General features: G+C 61.6%; 13 protein-coding genes. 12 read left to right on the top strand and 1 reads right to left on the bottom strand.

All coding sequences use genetic code 11. The annotated features are described in order from the left end of the window. Positions 1-130: 130 nt before the first annotated feature. The 6 genes from C2L64_RS41645 to C2L64_RS41620 are packed head-to-tail and all read left to right on the top strand — an operon-like array spanning position 131 to position 6,369. Positions 131-1,648: an amidase gene (locus tag C2L64_RS41645; protein ID WP_007577463.1), complete on the top strand. Its 1,518-nt coding sequence runs from the start codon at positions 131-133 to the stop codon at positions 1,646-1,648. Positions 1,649-1,688: 40 nt separating this feature from the next. Further along, positions 1,689-2,915 (top strand): urea ABC transporter substrate-binding protein, encoded by a 1,227-nt coding sequence (locus C2L64_RS41640; protein ID WP_007740427.1) that lies wholly within the window; start codon positions 1,689-1,691, stop codon positions 2,913-2,915. A gap of 34 nt (positions 2,916-2,949) precedes the next feature. After that, a complete protein-coding gene (locus C2L64_RS41635; RefSeq protein WP_007577459.1) occupies positions 2,950-3,816 on the top strand; it encodes a branched-chain amino acid ABC transporter permease in 867 nt (288 codons plus the stop codon). Further along, a complete protein-coding gene (locus C2L64_RS41630) occupies positions 3,816-4,937 on the top strand; it encodes a branched-chain amino acid ABC transporter permease (protein ID WP_007577458.1) in 1,122 nt (373 codons plus the stop codon). The genes C2L64_RS41635 and C2L64_RS41630 overlap by 1 nt, the downstream gene beginning before the upstream one ends. Further along, positions 4,934-5,653: an ATP-binding cassette domain-containing protein gene (locus C2L64_RS41625; RefSeq protein WP_007577456.1), complete on the top strand. Its 720-nt coding sequence runs from the start codon at positions 4,934-4,936 to the stop codon at positions 5,651-5,653. The genes C2L64_RS41630 and C2L64_RS41625 overlap by 4 nt, the downstream gene beginning before the upstream one ends. Before the next feature lie 11 nt (positions 5,654-5,664). Beyond that, positions 5,665-6,369, top strand: coding sequence for an ABC transporter ATP-binding protein (locus C2L64_RS41620; RefSeq protein ID WP_007577454.1), 705 nt, complete (start codon positions 5,665-5,667; stop codon positions 6,367-6,369). Here C2L64_RS41620 and C2L64_RS41615 read toward each other — a convergent pair. Then, positions 6,366-7,112 carry a GntR family transcriptional regulator gene (locus C2L64_RS41615; protein ID WP_039899786.1) on the bottom strand — a complete coding sequence of 249 codons (747 nt, stop codon included), beginning with the start codon at positions 7,110-7,112 and terminating at the stop codon, positions 6,366-6,368. The genes C2L64_RS41620 and C2L64_RS41615 overlap by 4 nt on opposite strands. A 56-nt stretch (positions 7,113-7,168) precedes the next feature. Between C2L64_RS41615 and C2L64_RS41610 the strand changes: the two genes are divergently transcribed. The 6 genes from C2L64_RS41610 (at position 7,169) to C2L64_RS41585 (ending at position 12,862) form a co-directional block, all read left to right on the top strand. Next, positions 7,169-7,900, top strand: a complete 732-nt coding sequence (locus C2L64_RS41610) for an enoyl-CoA hydratase/isomerase family protein (RefSeq protein WP_039899770.1) — start codon at positions 7,169-7,171, stop codon at positions 7,898-7,900. A 103-nt stretch (positions 7,901-8,003) separates the two neighbouring features. Continuing rightward, positions 8,004-9,404, top strand: a complete 1,401-nt coding sequence (locus tag C2L64_RS41605; RefSeq protein ID WP_007577448.1) for an MFS transporter — start codon at positions 8,004-8,006, stop codon at positions 9,402-9,404. Positions 9,405-9,422: 18 nt separating this feature from the next. Continuing rightward, complete coding sequence (locus C2L64_RS41600; protein WP_007577447.1) at positions 9,423-10,934, top strand: aldehyde dehydrogenase; 1,512 nt, start codon at positions 9,423-9,425, stop codon at positions 10,932-10,934. A 472-nt stretch (positions 10,935-11,406) separates the two neighbouring features. After that, on the top strand, positions 11,407-11,703 hold the full coding sequence (locus C2L64_RS56410; protein ID WP_079494148.1) for a response regulator transcription factor: 297 nt from the start codon (positions 11,407-11,409) through the stop codon (positions 11,701-11,703). After that, on the top strand, positions 11,663-11,869 hold the full coding sequence (locus tag C2L64_RS41590; RefSeq protein ID WP_079482487.1) for a LuxR C-terminal-related transcriptional regulator: 207 nt from the start codon (positions 11,663-11,665) through the stop codon (positions 11,867-11,869). The genes C2L64_RS56410 and C2L64_RS41590 overlap by 41 nt, the downstream gene beginning before the upstream one ends. Positions 11,870-12,016: 147 nt before the next feature. Continuing rightward, positions 12,017-12,862, top strand: coding sequence for a hypothetical protein (locus tag C2L64_RS41585; RefSeq protein WP_007577445.1), 846 nt, complete (start codon positions 12,017-12,019; stop codon positions 12,860-12,862). Positions 12,863-12,866 lie beyond the last annotated feature (4 nt).

The following is a 12,866-nucleotide window of genomic DNA, read 5'->3' as shown; positions in this document are numbered from 1 at the left end:
AATATGTGTCCATACCATGGCTCGCAGATCGGGACACATACAGGTCGATTCGTCCCGTTCATTACGACACGCCTGCATGAAGGCACAACCAGGCGGCAGTCCGTCACGAATCCGTTCGAGTGAGGAAGCCATGGCAGTGAAACGTCCCACGCCCGCCCAGCTTGACGAAGTCGCCATCAGTCTCGGCATCCATCTGTCCGAGGCGCAGCTCGCTTCGTATCACACGTTGTTGCAGCCGAATTTCGACGCATACGATGTCATCGACGCGATGCCCGATTACGTCCCGCGCGTCACTTACCCGCGCACGCCGGGTTATCGTCCTTCAGGCGAAGAGAACCGCTATGGCGCCTGGTACGTGAAGAGCGAAGTGAAGGGTGCGCCCACGGGCAAGCTCGCGGGCAAGACCGTCGCACTGAAGGACAACGTATGCCTCGCGGGGGTGCCGATGATGAACGGCGCCTCGACTCTCGAAGGTTATGTGCCCGATGTCGATGCAACCATCGTGACGCGTCTGCTCGATGCGGGCGCGACGATTGTCGGCAAGGCCACCTGTGAGTACTTCTGCTTCTCTGGCGGCTCGCATACGAGCGCGCCGGCGCCCGTGCACAATCCGCGAAAGATGGGCTATTCGGCGGGCGGCTCGTCGTCGGGAAGCGCGGCGCTCGTGGCCGCGGGCGAAGTCGATCTCGCTATCGGCGGCGATCAGGGCGGCTCCATCCGCATGCCTGCGTCGTATTGCGGGATTTACGGCATGAAGCCCACACATGGGCTGGTTCCTTATACGGGCGTCATGCCGATCGAATTGACGATCGACCACACGGGACCGATGACAGCCAACGTGACGGATAACGCGTTGATGCTCGAAGTACTGGCCGGCCCCGATGGTCTCGATCCGCGCCAGTACGCAGGGCAGACCGCAAAGCCCTATTCGGACCTGATGAAGGAAGGTGTGCGCGGACTGAAAATCGGCGTCGTGAAAGAGGGTTTCGGATGGCCGCAATCGCTTGCAGAATCGGATGCCAAGGTGCGTGCCGCCGCCGATCATTTTGCGGAACTGGGCGCGAAGGTCAGCGAGGTCTCGATTCCGATGCATCGCGTGGGCCCGTCGATATGGCTGCCGATCGCCGCCGAAGGCGCCACGCAGCAGATGATGAAGGACAACGGTCACGGCTTCAACTGGAAGGGCCTTTACGTCACGGGCATGATCGACTATCACGCCGGCTGGCACGAGCGAGCGGACGAACTGTCGGAAACGCTGAAGATCACGATGGTGCTCGGCGAGTACTTTATTCGCCACTATCGCGGGCATTTCTATGCGAAGGCGCAGAACCTGTCGCGTCAGCTCACGGCCGCATACGACGCCGCGTTCGCCGACTACGATCTGCTCCTCATGCCCACGCTCCCGCTCACGGCGACGCCCCTGCCCAAGCCGGGCGCGAGCGTCGAGGAAGTCGTCACGCGCGCTTTCGAAATGTTGCCGAACACATGCCCGTTCGATTGCACGGGGCATCCCGCAATGAGCGTGCCGTGCGGCACGGTCGACGGCCTGCCGGTGGGCATGATGCTGATCGCCAAGCATTGGGACGAAGCGACCATTTATCGCGGCGCATACGCATTCGAACAGTCGATCGACTGGATGAAAGTTTGATCTTTGTGATCCTTCTCGCGTCTCTTTCCGGAACCCCTCTATGGACCGACGTGCGTTTCTGAAATCGTCTGCGGCATCGGTAGCCGCTGGAATGGCGGGCTCGTTTCCCTTCATCGCCGAAGCGGCCGACGAGATTCTTGTCGGCGGCATCACGGACCTGTCGGGCGGCCTCGATATCTACGGCAAGCCGATGGCGGACTGCCTCACCATTGCCGTCGAGGAGTGGAATGCGCAGGGCGGCCTGCTCGGCAAGCAGATCAAGCTGCTGAATTACGATCCGCAGTCGAGCATGCAGCTCTATACGCAGTTCGCACAGCAATCGGCGTTGAAGGACAAGGTCGCGGTCGTGCACGGCGGCATCACGTCCGCTTCGCGCGAAGTCATGCGACCCGTGCTGGACCGTTACCGCACGCTCTATTTCTACAACACGCAGTACGAAGGCGGCGTGTGCGACCGCAACACGTTCTGCACGGGCGTGACGCCGGGCCAGACCGTCGCCAAGCTGATTCCCTACGCGATGAAGCAGTGGGGCAAGAAGGTGTATGTCGTTGCGGCCGACTACAACTACGGCCAGATCACCTCGCAATGGGTGAAGAAGTTCGTCCAGGACAACGGCGGATCGGTACAGTCAATCGACTTCTTCCCGCTCGACGTGACCAATTTCGGCTCGACCATCTCGAAGATCGAGTCGGCGAAGCCTGACATGCTCGTGTCGGCGCTTGTCGGCGGCTCGCATATGTCGTTCTACCGGCAATGGGCCGCGGCGGGGCTGCACAAGAAGATTCCGCTCGCGTCGACGACCTTCGCGGGCGGCAACGAGCAGATCGTCCTCTCGCCCGAGGAGTGCGATGGCTTCCTCGTCTCGTACAACTACTTCGAGAACCTCGACAACCCGGTGAACAAGGCGTTCAAGGACCGTTTCCACAAACGTTTCGGCGCGAACTACCCGAACATCACCGAGCTGGCGATGGGCACGTATCAGGGCTTCAACCTTTGGGCGCAGGGCGTGAAGAAGGCAGGCACGCTCGATCGCGTGAAGGTGATCGAGGCGCTGGAATCGGGGATCAGCATCGACGCGCCCAGCGGCAAGGTGTCGATCGATCCGGCCACGCATCACTGCGTGCTCAACGTGAGCATCGCGCAGGTGAAGAGTCACAAGCTCGACATCGTTCAGACGTTCCAGAACCAGCCTCCCGTCGACACCAGCGCGGTGTGCAATCTCATCAAGAACCCGCGCGACAACCAGCAATACGTAATCAAGCTTTGAGGCGCACGCCGCGCCTTCATGGAGAGGAGCTACGATGGATCTTGCCGCGATCATTCTGATTCAGGTGCTCTACGCCATTGCGAGTCTCGTCGTGATCTCGTCGGGGCTTGCGGTCATCTTCGGCATGATGAAGGTGATCAATCTCGCGCACGGCGAATTCATGATGCTGGGCGCGTATGCGGCTATCGAGGCGATCCGCTTCGGCGTGAATCTGTGGGTTGCGATTTTCGTCGTCGCGCCGCTTGTGGTCGCGCTGATCGGCGTCATGCTGGAACGGGTCTTCATCCGGCGCCTGTACGGCCGCATGATCGACACGATGCTGGCGACCTGGGGGCTGTCGCTGCTTCTGATCGGCATCGTCACCTCGATTGCGGGCAATACGACGGCGGGCATTTCCGCGCCGCTGGGCAACTTCGCTATCGGCGGATATTCGGTGAGCAGCTATACGCTCGTCATCATCGCGGTTGCCGTGGTGCTCGGCGTCGCGCTGCGGTGGGTGCTGCTGCATACGTCGCTAGGTCTCATCGCGCGGGGCACGATGCAGAATCCGCAAATGGCCGACGCGTTGGGCATCGCGCCCGGCCGCGTGTATTCGGCTACCTTCGCCATCGGCGCAGCGCTGTCGGGACTCGCGGGTGCGTTGCTCGCGCCGATGACGGGCGTCGTGCCGACCATGGGCGGCGCGTTTATCGCCAAGGCGTTCATCACGGTGATCGGCGGCGGGCCGGCGATCGTTGCGGGACTGGTCAGCTCGTCGATGTTGTTCGGCGCGATCAATCAGGTCGCCACGTTCGCGTCGACGCCCGTGCTCGGCGAGGTCGCGCTGCTCGTCGGCGCGATCGTGATGCTGCGGCTTCTGCCGCGCGGCATCACCGGCCGCTTCTTCAAGGGAGCATTGTGATGACGCCAGTCAACGCGAACCGAACGATTCCCGTTGCCGATGCGCTCTCGCGTTTCTCACGGTCGTGGAAGAGCGCGGCACTCGCGCTCGCGGTCGGCTCGATCATGTTGATCGTGCTGCCGCGTGTGCTCGATGACTTCGCGCTCGTGCAGGCAACCGTCTACGCGGTCATGGCGATACTCGCGATGAGCCTCGGCTTCGTGTGGGGCTTTGGCGGCATACTTTGCTTCGGCCAGTCGGCGTTCTTCGGTCTCGGCGCTTACACGTATGCGATCGCCGTCACCAATATGGGCGACAGCACGGTGCCGTTCATGCTCGCCATCGTGCTGCCTGCGGCCTTTGCGGCGGTGCTCGGCTATCTGATCTTCTATGGGCGGCTTTCGGACGTGTACATGGGCGTGATCACGCTCACTGTCACGCTGATTCTCTTCAACCTGGTCAACTCGACGGCCGGACCGGAATGGAAGATCGGCAATGCGGTGCTCGGCGGCTTCAACGGTATTCCCAACATCGCGCCGCTCAATACGCCAGGCAACATCGACGATGTGATCAGTCCGCGCGGACTGTTCGAGCTGTCGCTGGCGGCGCTGCTCGGCGTCTATTTTTTGCTGCGCGTGCTGCTCGCGTTCAAGATGGGGCGGGTAATCGTCGCGAGCAAGGAGAACGAACAGCGTCTGCTGCTGCTCGGCTACGACTCGCGCGTCTACAAGCTGTTGACCTTCGTGCTGGGCGCGGCCATCGCCGGGCTGTCAGGCTGCCTCTTCGCGAACTGGGGCGCGTTCACGAGTCCCACGGTGTTCGGCCTCGCGCAATCCGCGCAGATCATCATCTGGGTCATCGTGGGCGGGCTGGGCACGCTCGTCGGACCCGTGATCGGATGCGTGGCGATCCAGTGGCTCACGACGCAGATCGGGACGCAGCAGACCATCAATTCCAACCTCGTGCTCGGCGCCATTCTCGTTGTGTTCGTGCTGATGGTGCCGAAGGGCATCGTGCCGAGTCTTGGCGAGCTTGGCATGAAGCTCTTCGGCGCGGCCCGGCGCACACGCGGTTCATCGGTCGACGTGCGCAACGTCGCGCAGGACGATACACATAGCGCATCGCGCGAGGAAGCCGCATGACGCAGCCGCTGCTGGAAACACGCAAGCTCAATGTCCGTTTTGGCGGCGTGCACGCGACTCGCGACATCGACTTCACGCTCGCCGAGGCGGAGTTGCGCTGTGTGATCGGGCCGAACGGCGCGGGCAAGAGCACGTTCTTCAAGCTGCTCACGGGTCAGGTCAAGCCGACGTCGGGCGAGATCCTGTTTCGCGGCAAGGACATCACCGCGATGCAACCGCATGAGCCGGCGCGTCTCGGCATCGGCATCAAGACGCAGGTGCCGAGCCTCTTCAACGGCCTCTCGGTGTGGGACAACGTGTGGCTGGCGGCACGGCGGGTGAATACGCCCATGCAGACCGATCGCGTGACGCGGGAAGTGCTGGAGCGCGTCGGCCTGCTGTCGCATCGCGACGCGATCACCGGCTTGCTGGCCCATGGCGAGCGCCAGTGGGTCGAACTGGCTGTCGTGATCGCCGCCGACCCGCCGCTGATTCTGCTCGACGAACCCGCGGCGGGCATGAGCGACGCGGAAGTGGCGCGCACGGCGGACCTGATACTCGAGATCAACCGGCGCCATGCCCTCGTCGTAGTGGAACACGACATGAGCTTCATCCGACGCATTGCAAAGAAGGTCACGGTATTGCATCAAGGCGCGATCATTCGCGAGGACACGCCCGAGCGCATCATGAGCGATCCGTTCATCCAGCAAATCTATCTCGGCAAGAAGCCGCATTGACGGGAGGCGCGATGCTTGAAGCAAACGGCTTGTGTGCGGGCTATGGCGCCATTCCCGTGCTGTACGGCGTGGCGCTGTCCGTCAGGAGCGGCGAAGCCGTCGGCATTCTCGGGCATAACGGCATGGGCAAGACGACCTTGCTGCGCACGCTGATTGGCGCGCTGCCCGCGACGGCGGGCACCATCCATTTCAATCACGACGATGTGACCGCGCTTGCGCCGCACGCACGCGCCAAACGAGGCATGGCGTATGTCCCTCAGGGGCGCGAGATTTTCCCGACGCTGTCCGCCTACGACAACTTGCGGCTCGGTCTCGTGAAGACAGGACGTAAGCCCGAAGCGGCGATCGACGCGCTACTCGAAGATTTTCCGCGTCTTCGGCCTCTGCTGGACCGGGCCGGCGGGGCGCTCTCGGGTGGCGAACAGCAACTGCTCGCCCTCGCGCGCGCACTGGCGGGCGAGCCGTCGATGTTGCTGCTCGATGAACCCACGGAAGGCATCCAGCCTTCGATCATCGAGGAAATCGCTGAGACGCTCGTGTCGTTGCGGGAAAAGCGCGGCCTGACGATCGTGCTCGTCGAGCAGAACCTCGACTTCATCGCCGCCGTATCGCAGCGGGTGCTGGTGATCCGGCGCGGCCGTATCGGCGATGAAATTCCGCGCGAGCATCTGACCGACCTCGACAAGGTCAGCGAGTACACAGGGGTGCACGCCTAGGCGCTCTTCAGTACATCGAGCGCGGCTGCGCACGCGCCTTGTAATTGCTCGCGCATCAGATCCTGAACGTCCGCCGTGCGGTTGACGATCGCATCGCGAATTCGCACCGCCTGCTCGAACGACGCGCGCATCCGTCCGCCGCGTGACATCGCGATACGCCGCAAGCGGCGCACAGGGCCGATCAGTGCGGCATGGTTCTGCTGCAGCGTGCGGTTGTCGGCGATCGTCATCACGATCATATAGAAGCGATCCAGTGCGTCGACATAGCTCGCTGGGTCGTCTGCCTCGACGCTCGCCTGCATCGCGCTGATCACGTCGTCCAGTTGCGCCGCGCCGAGCGCTGTGATGCGCTCCGACGCAAGCTGCACCGCGAGACATTCGAGTGCGGCGCGCACCGTATAGATCTCTTCGACATCGCGCAGCGACACCGCGCGCACATAGGCGCCCACACGCGGCAGGATCGTCACCAGCCCTTCGCGCTCCAGTTGCGCGAACGCTTCGCGCATCGGCGTGCGGCTGACATTCAGCTGTTTCGCGACCTGCACTTCGGACAGCCGGCTGCCCGGCGCAAGCACCCCCTCGACGATCGCCTCGCGCAACGCGGGCACGACTACGCCGTCGCTCAATGAATCCCCGGTGGTATCCAGCGTGCGCAGCCTTGCGTGATACCGCGTGGCGATCGACTCCAGAGTAGGCGCATGGCGCGCAGGCGCTTTTTTAGATGCAGTTTTTGCGGTAGGCATTGACACCTCGAAATTCTGTGAATACGCTGTATACAGATTATACATCAGGAGACGACATGGATCGTAGTCCATTGCAGGCCCCCGTTCTGATCGAACAGACGGGCGACACGCTCACCTTCACATTGAACCGGCCGGACGCCGGCAATGAAGTGTCGGGCGCGATGTTCGACGCGATGTCTGCCGCGTTGCGTAGCGAGGCCGTCGAGCCCAAGGCGCGCGTGTTGCGCCTCCGCGCGAATGGCGACGTGTTTTGCACAGGCCGCGAGCGGGCAGGGCGGGACGCCGTGTCGATACGCGCCGAAGTCGCGCGGCTGATCGAACTGAAGCGACTCTTGCGCAACACTTCGCTGATCTCGATTGCGCAGGTGCAGGGCGATGCGTTCGGCTTCGGTTTCGGGCTGGCCATCCTGTGTGACTTCACGCTCGTCGCATCGTCGGCGCGGCTCGGCTTTCCGGAGATGCGGGCTGGCCTGCCGCCCGCCGCGATCATGGCCTATCTCGGCCGCTATGCGTTGCCCAAGGCGATATTTCCGATGGTGCTGTTCGGCGACGCCATCACCCCCGAACTTGCCGTGCAGGCTGGTCTCGTTACGCGCGTGTGCGAGCCAGCGAGTCTGCATGCAGAAGCGGACGCGCTAGCCGAACGCATTCTCTCGCTCGACGAAGCGGGTGCAAGGCAATGCAAGGCGTTTTTCCTCGCGGCACAGGAAAGCAGCGTCGAACACAACTTCCGCAGCGCAACCGATATGTTGACCGTCAATGCGTTGCGGCTGATGCAGGGTCGCTGAATACGGTAATGCATCTCTCACGCGATACAACACGACGTGCTACGGCGCGTGCGTCACTGAACGGGGACGTCACGCGACTTTGACACGTCGACAGGAGACAGACATGTATGTCAACGCAGGGCCAAGGCTCGATCGCTTGCCGATGTCGGGATTTCACCGGCGCATCATGTGGCTGATCGGTATTGGCATGTTTTTCGATGGTTTCGATATCTACGTCGCGTCGACGGTGCTCGGTGCAACGCTCAAGAGCGGCTTCTCCACGCTCGGACAGAATGCGCTGTTCGTGTCGCTGACGTTTCTCGGCATGATGCTCGGCTCGCTTGCCACCGGCTTTCTCGGCGACCGCTTCGGGCGGCGGTTCACCTATCAGGCGAACCTTGCCGTGTTCGGTCTGGCGTCGCTCGGTGCGGCGCTCGCGCCGAACATGAGCGTGCTGATTGCCTGCCGCTTCTTCATGGGGCTCGGCCTCGGCGCGGAAAACGTGGTCGGTTACTCGACGCTGACCGAATTCGTGCCACCGCAAAAGCGCGGCAGGCTGCAGGGCCTGATGGCTGTCTTCGTGGTGTCCGGATTGCCTGTTGCGGGGCTGATCGGCTTGCTGCTGATTCCATCGTTCGGCTGGCGCGCGATGTTCGTGCTCGGCGGACTTGGCGCGCTCGGCGTCTGGTATGCGCGCAAGGCCTTGCCCGAGTCGCCGCGCTGGCTCGATTCCGTCGGACGGCACGACGAAGCCGACGCGATCCTGCGTCGCATTGAAGCCGAAGTGACGGCTGCGCGGGGTGGCGAGCCGTTGCCGGCTCCCGTTTCCATGAAAGCAGGCTCGACCGCGCCGCAGGTGCTCACGTTCGGTTCGCTTTTCAGCGGCGCGATGCTGCAGAGGATGATCGTCGGCTGCGTGACGCTGGTGGTCATCAACACGCTGCTGTACGGCTTCGTGACCTGGCTGCCGACGTTCTTCGTGCATCAGGGCTTCAGTATCGCGAAGTCGTTCGGCTTTGCGCTGGTGATGTCGCTCGGTGCGCCGATCGGCTCCGCGATCGGTGCGCTCACGGCCGATGCATGGGGTCGCAAGCCGACCATCATCGGTTCGTCGTTCGCAGCGATCCTGTTCGGCGCGATGTACCCGTTCATCACGAGCCCTGTGATTCTGCCCATCGTCGGACTGCTGTTGACCATACCCATCTACGTGCTGGTCGCGCTGCTGTTCGCCGTCTATGTGCCCGAACTCTTTCCGACCGAAGTACGACTGCGCGCGTCTGGGGTCTGCAACACGCTGGGGCGTGGCGCAACCATCGTGACGCCGTTCATCGTGGTGGCGCTGTTCGCACAGCACGGCGTCGTCGGCGTGCTTGCCTTGATGATCGGCCTGCTCGCCGTACAGATCGTGGTGGTCGCATGGCTCGGCGTCGAGCCGACGGGACAGCGCCTCGAAGATCTTCAGCCGGAAGACACACTCGCGCGCGACGCGCTTCATGCCGACGCGCACGCTTCGCCTCTCAAGTGAACAAACAGGAATGACGCAATGGATACGACGAACACCCAACACTACGACGCACAATTGTTGATCGACGGCGAATGGACGGATGCCGAGGAGAACCACACGCTCGATATCGTGAATCCCGCGACGGGCGAAGTGATCGGCGCACTGGCGGCTGCGTCGGCGAACGACGTCGACCGTGCCGTGCAGGCGGGGCACCGTGCCTTCGAAGGCGGCGCGTGGCGCGACATGCCGATCCAGCAACGTGCGCGGGTGCTGAACCGCTTTGCCGATCTGTTCGAAGCGGATCTCGAACAGTTCTACAAGCTGGAGACACTGAACAACGGTCGCCCCATCTCCGAAACGCGCGCGCAGATTTCGCGGTTGCCGCAGTTCTACCGGTACTTCGCCGCGCTCGCACTGACGCGCCGCAGCGACGTGATTCCCATTGAAGGACCGTACCTGTGCTACACGCAGCGCGTGCCGCTCGGCGTGGTCGCGCTGATGACGTCGTTCAATCATCCGTTGATGATTCTTTCGAAGAGCCTCGCGCCCGCGCTTGCGACGGGCAACAGCGTAGTCATCAAGGCATCGGAGCAGACGCCGCTGACGACGGTCCGGCTCGTGAAGCTGCTGCAGGAAGCGGGCGTGCCCAGGGGCGTCGTCAATGTGGTGAACGGCGAAGGCCGCGAAGCGGGCGCGGCGCTCGCACGGCATCCGCTCATCCGCAAGGTCGTGTTCACGGGCGGCACGGAAGTGGGCCGCACGATCGGCGAGGCGGCAGCGCGCAATTTCGCACTGACCACGCTGGAACTGGGCGGCAAGGGCGCGGTGATTCTGTTCGACGACTTCGACATGGAGCGCGCGGTGAACGGCGCGGCGTTCGCGGCCTTCATCGGCGCCGGGCAAACCTGCGTGTGCGGCGCGCGCATCCTCGTGCAGAAGTCGATGTACGCGGAATTTCTCGAACGTTTCCGCGTGAAGGCGGAGGGCATTCGAGTCGGCGATCCAGCCGATGCAAAGACCCAGCTTGGGCCTGTGATTTCGGATCGTTCGAGACAACGCATTCTGGCGATGCTCGAACGCGCGAAGGCGGCGGGCGCAAAAGTGCTGACGGGTGGACGCGTGCCGCAAGGATTGACGTCGGGCTACTTTCTCGAGCCGACGGTGATCCATGACGCCAGCCCGCAATCGGAGATTGGCCAGGACGAGGTGTTTGGGCCGGTCACCGTCGTCATGCCGTTTGAAGACGAAGCCGATGCAATCCGTATCGCCAACGACACGCAGTTCGGCCTCGCTGCTTCCATCTGGACGCAGGACGTCGCACGTGCGCATCGGGTTGCGGGCAAGCTCGAGTTCGGCATGGTGTGGGTGAACGACCATCACCGGCTCGACCCTGCATCGCCGTGGGGCGGCTTCAAGAACAGCGGAGTCGGGCGCGAGACGGGCATCGAGTCGTTCGATCAGTTCAGTGAGCCGCGCGCGGTGACGATCAACACCAGCGGCAAGACAGTCGACTGGTATGCGGACGATGGCCAGTTGAAGCGGCTGAACTAACGGGTGAGTGGGGTGAGTGGACGTGGCAGATCGTCAAGGTCTGCTCGTCCCGACGAAGATGGCCGGCGAGCTGGTCTGGAAACTGTCCGCGATAGCGTGACCGCCGCTGGGGGGCGTCGTCAGTGCTCGCATTCCATGTTCGATTTGCCAGGTGAATGACCTTCCGCGGCGCCGCTCTGGCGCCCATCAGTCCGCGTAACGCAATCCGGGCGTCTTCAAAGGCTCGCGCATCTGCGTAAATGCAAAATAATCGGATCGGCGACCAGGGAAAACGATCAATAAAAATCGAGGTCCCATTCCCGGATTTATGTTTGAGTGGCCGTTGATATCAACGGCGTCACGCGAGCACGTCATTTCCAATCGGGGAACTGCCCACATCTGTAAATCAATTCAGTAAACAATACGCGCGGGTCGCTCATTGACGCGGTATTGGCATTCCGAAAAGCGACTTTCGTCGACCGGTCATGCGATCATGCACAATCTTGGGTATATCCCACGCGATTGTGTACAAAACATTAAAAAAAGAATGAAACCATTGACGCAGCGAGAGAAACAGATCGTTTTGCTTATTGGAAATGGCTTACGAGGAGACCAGATTGCCGCTTCGTTGAAAATATCACCGCAGACGGTTCGAAAGCATCGAGCCAATATCGCGCAAAAGCTCGGGCTCTCAACGACCGTCCAGTTGGTCTCCTACGCGGTGACTGTTGCGCAATCGTCTTCAATGAATCCTTTTCCCCATCATTGCTGCAACACTCGGCAAACGTGAATTAGACGTGCTGCGCCTCGTCGCTGCCGGATTGACGAGCAAGGAGATCGGGAAAAAACTAAAAATCAGTCCCCGGACAGTCAGCAAGCATCGAGAAAATCTGATGCGAAAACTCCAGATCCATGACATGGCCGGCTTGCTGCGGATTGCAAACTCACTGCGCTAATTGCCAGTCAATCGCGTTGCTTAACGGATTTTTTCGCACTACGCATTCGGAGGTATTTCTCTGAGCTATGAATAGCGCCATTGTGCTGACAACGGCACGCAGCAATTTGTGTGACCGCTATTCGGTTAATCCAGACGGAGAAAAGCCATGAATGCACCCGAACAAATCCAGCAACTTCATAATCAGGTTGCAGCGGCCGCGACCTTTTTTGGCGAGACGTTTCCCGAGATTCATCCGAATTACTATCCGGGGGCAGCGGCTGCACCTGTTGCACCGCCACCACCCGTCGACCAGAACACAGCTGGGCTGTTCAGCGCGGTGCAACTGAGTCGGGACGTTCCTGCCAATGTGCAGGCGGATCTGGAAACGGCGAGCCGCTGCATGTTGAATCTGACCTCGCTCGGTACTACGTATTGTCAAAGCCGGGCTGCAAAGGCGAACAATCCTGATCTCCTTTTCGACACTTCCGTCTGGAAACAGGTTCTGGTCAATTATCCGCTTCTTGGCCCGTTCAGCTTCCAGAACACGGGATACAAGAAGACGATACGCGGCATCGAACTGTCGTCGGAATTCCTTCAGTCGATCCTCGGCTTCGCGACCAAAGGGCCTTTGCTGGGCGCTTTCCAGTCGTTTATCGGATCGTTCGGCCAGAAGATCAGTGCGGGCGTCGATTCGTCGAGCAAGCCCTTCCATTTCGCGTCCAACACGGTATTCATCGACGCGCAACAGGTCGGAAACACCTTGATGGTGATGCCGCACCTGAAGATGTACTTCTGCGATTTCACGTCCAAGGACAGAAAGGTCTACTCCAGCTGCGCGTCGGCAACGCTGATCGACGTCGACCTGCAATACATCGAGGTCGACGCAATCTGGAACTTCGAGCTGTACAAGAGCGACGTGACGGTCAGGGCAGCATTCGACAAACTCGTCGGAGCGTCGGCCGTCAACAAGATCGAAGAAGCCACGACGTTCTTCAGCGACACGGTTAGCTAAGGCG

It is taken from the genome of Paraburkholderia hospita, from assembly GCF_002902965.1.
Taxonomy (GTDB): Bacteria; Pseudomonadota; Gammaproteobacteria; order Burkholderiales; family Burkholderiaceae; genus Paraburkholderia; species Paraburkholderia hospita.
Note: the sequence above shows the minus strand (reverse complement) of the source record. Positions and strands in the feature narration are given on the sequence as shown.

Bases quoted from the DNA above. Each gene is read 5' to 3' on its own strand.
- C2L64_RS41645 (WP_007577463.1), top strand. From the start codon at position 131: ATGGCAGTGAAACGTCCCACGCCCGCCCAGCTTGACGAAGTCGCCATC.
- C2L64_RS41640 (WP_007740427.1), top strand. From the start codon at position 1,689: ATGGACCGACGTGCGTTTCTGAAATCGTCTGCGGCATCGGTAGCCGCT.
- C2L64_RS41635 (WP_007577459.1), top strand. From the start codon at position 2,950: ATGGATCTTGCCGCGATCATTCTGATTCAGGTGCTCTACGCCATTGCG.
- C2L64_RS41630 (WP_007577458.1), top strand. From the start codon at position 3,816: ATGACGCCAGTCAACGCGAACCGAACGATTCCCGTTGCCGATGCGCTC.
- C2L64_RS41625 (WP_007577456.1), top strand. From the start codon at position 4,934: ATGACGCAGCCGCTGCTGGAAACACGCAAGCTCAATGTCCGTTTTGGC.
- C2L64_RS41620 (WP_007577454.1), top strand. From the start codon at position 5,665: ATGCTTGAAGCAAACGGCTTGTGTGCGGGCTATGGCGCCATTCCCGTG.
- C2L64_RS41615 (WP_039899786.1), bottom strand. From the start codon at position 7,112: ATGCCTACCGCAAAAACTGCATCTAAAAAAGCGCCTGCGCGCCATGCG.
- C2L64_RS41610 (WP_039899770.1), top strand. From the start codon at position 7,169: ATGGATCGTAGTCCATTGCAGGCCCCCGTTCTGATCGAACAGACGGGC.
- C2L64_RS41605 (WP_007577448.1), top strand. From the start codon at position 8,004: ATGTATGTCAACGCAGGGCCAAGGCTCGATCGCTTGCCGATGTCGGGA.
- C2L64_RS41600 (WP_007577447.1), top strand. From the start codon at position 9,423: ATGGATACGACGAACACCCAACACTACGACGCACAATTGTTGATCGAC.
- C2L64_RS56410 (WP_079494148.1), top strand. From the start codon at position 11,407: ATGCACAATCTTGGGTATATCCCACGCGATTGTGTACAAAACATTAAA.
- C2L64_RS41585 (WP_007577445.1), top strand. From the start codon at position 12,017: ATGAATGCACCCGAACAAATCCAGCAACTTCATAATCAGGTTGCAGCG.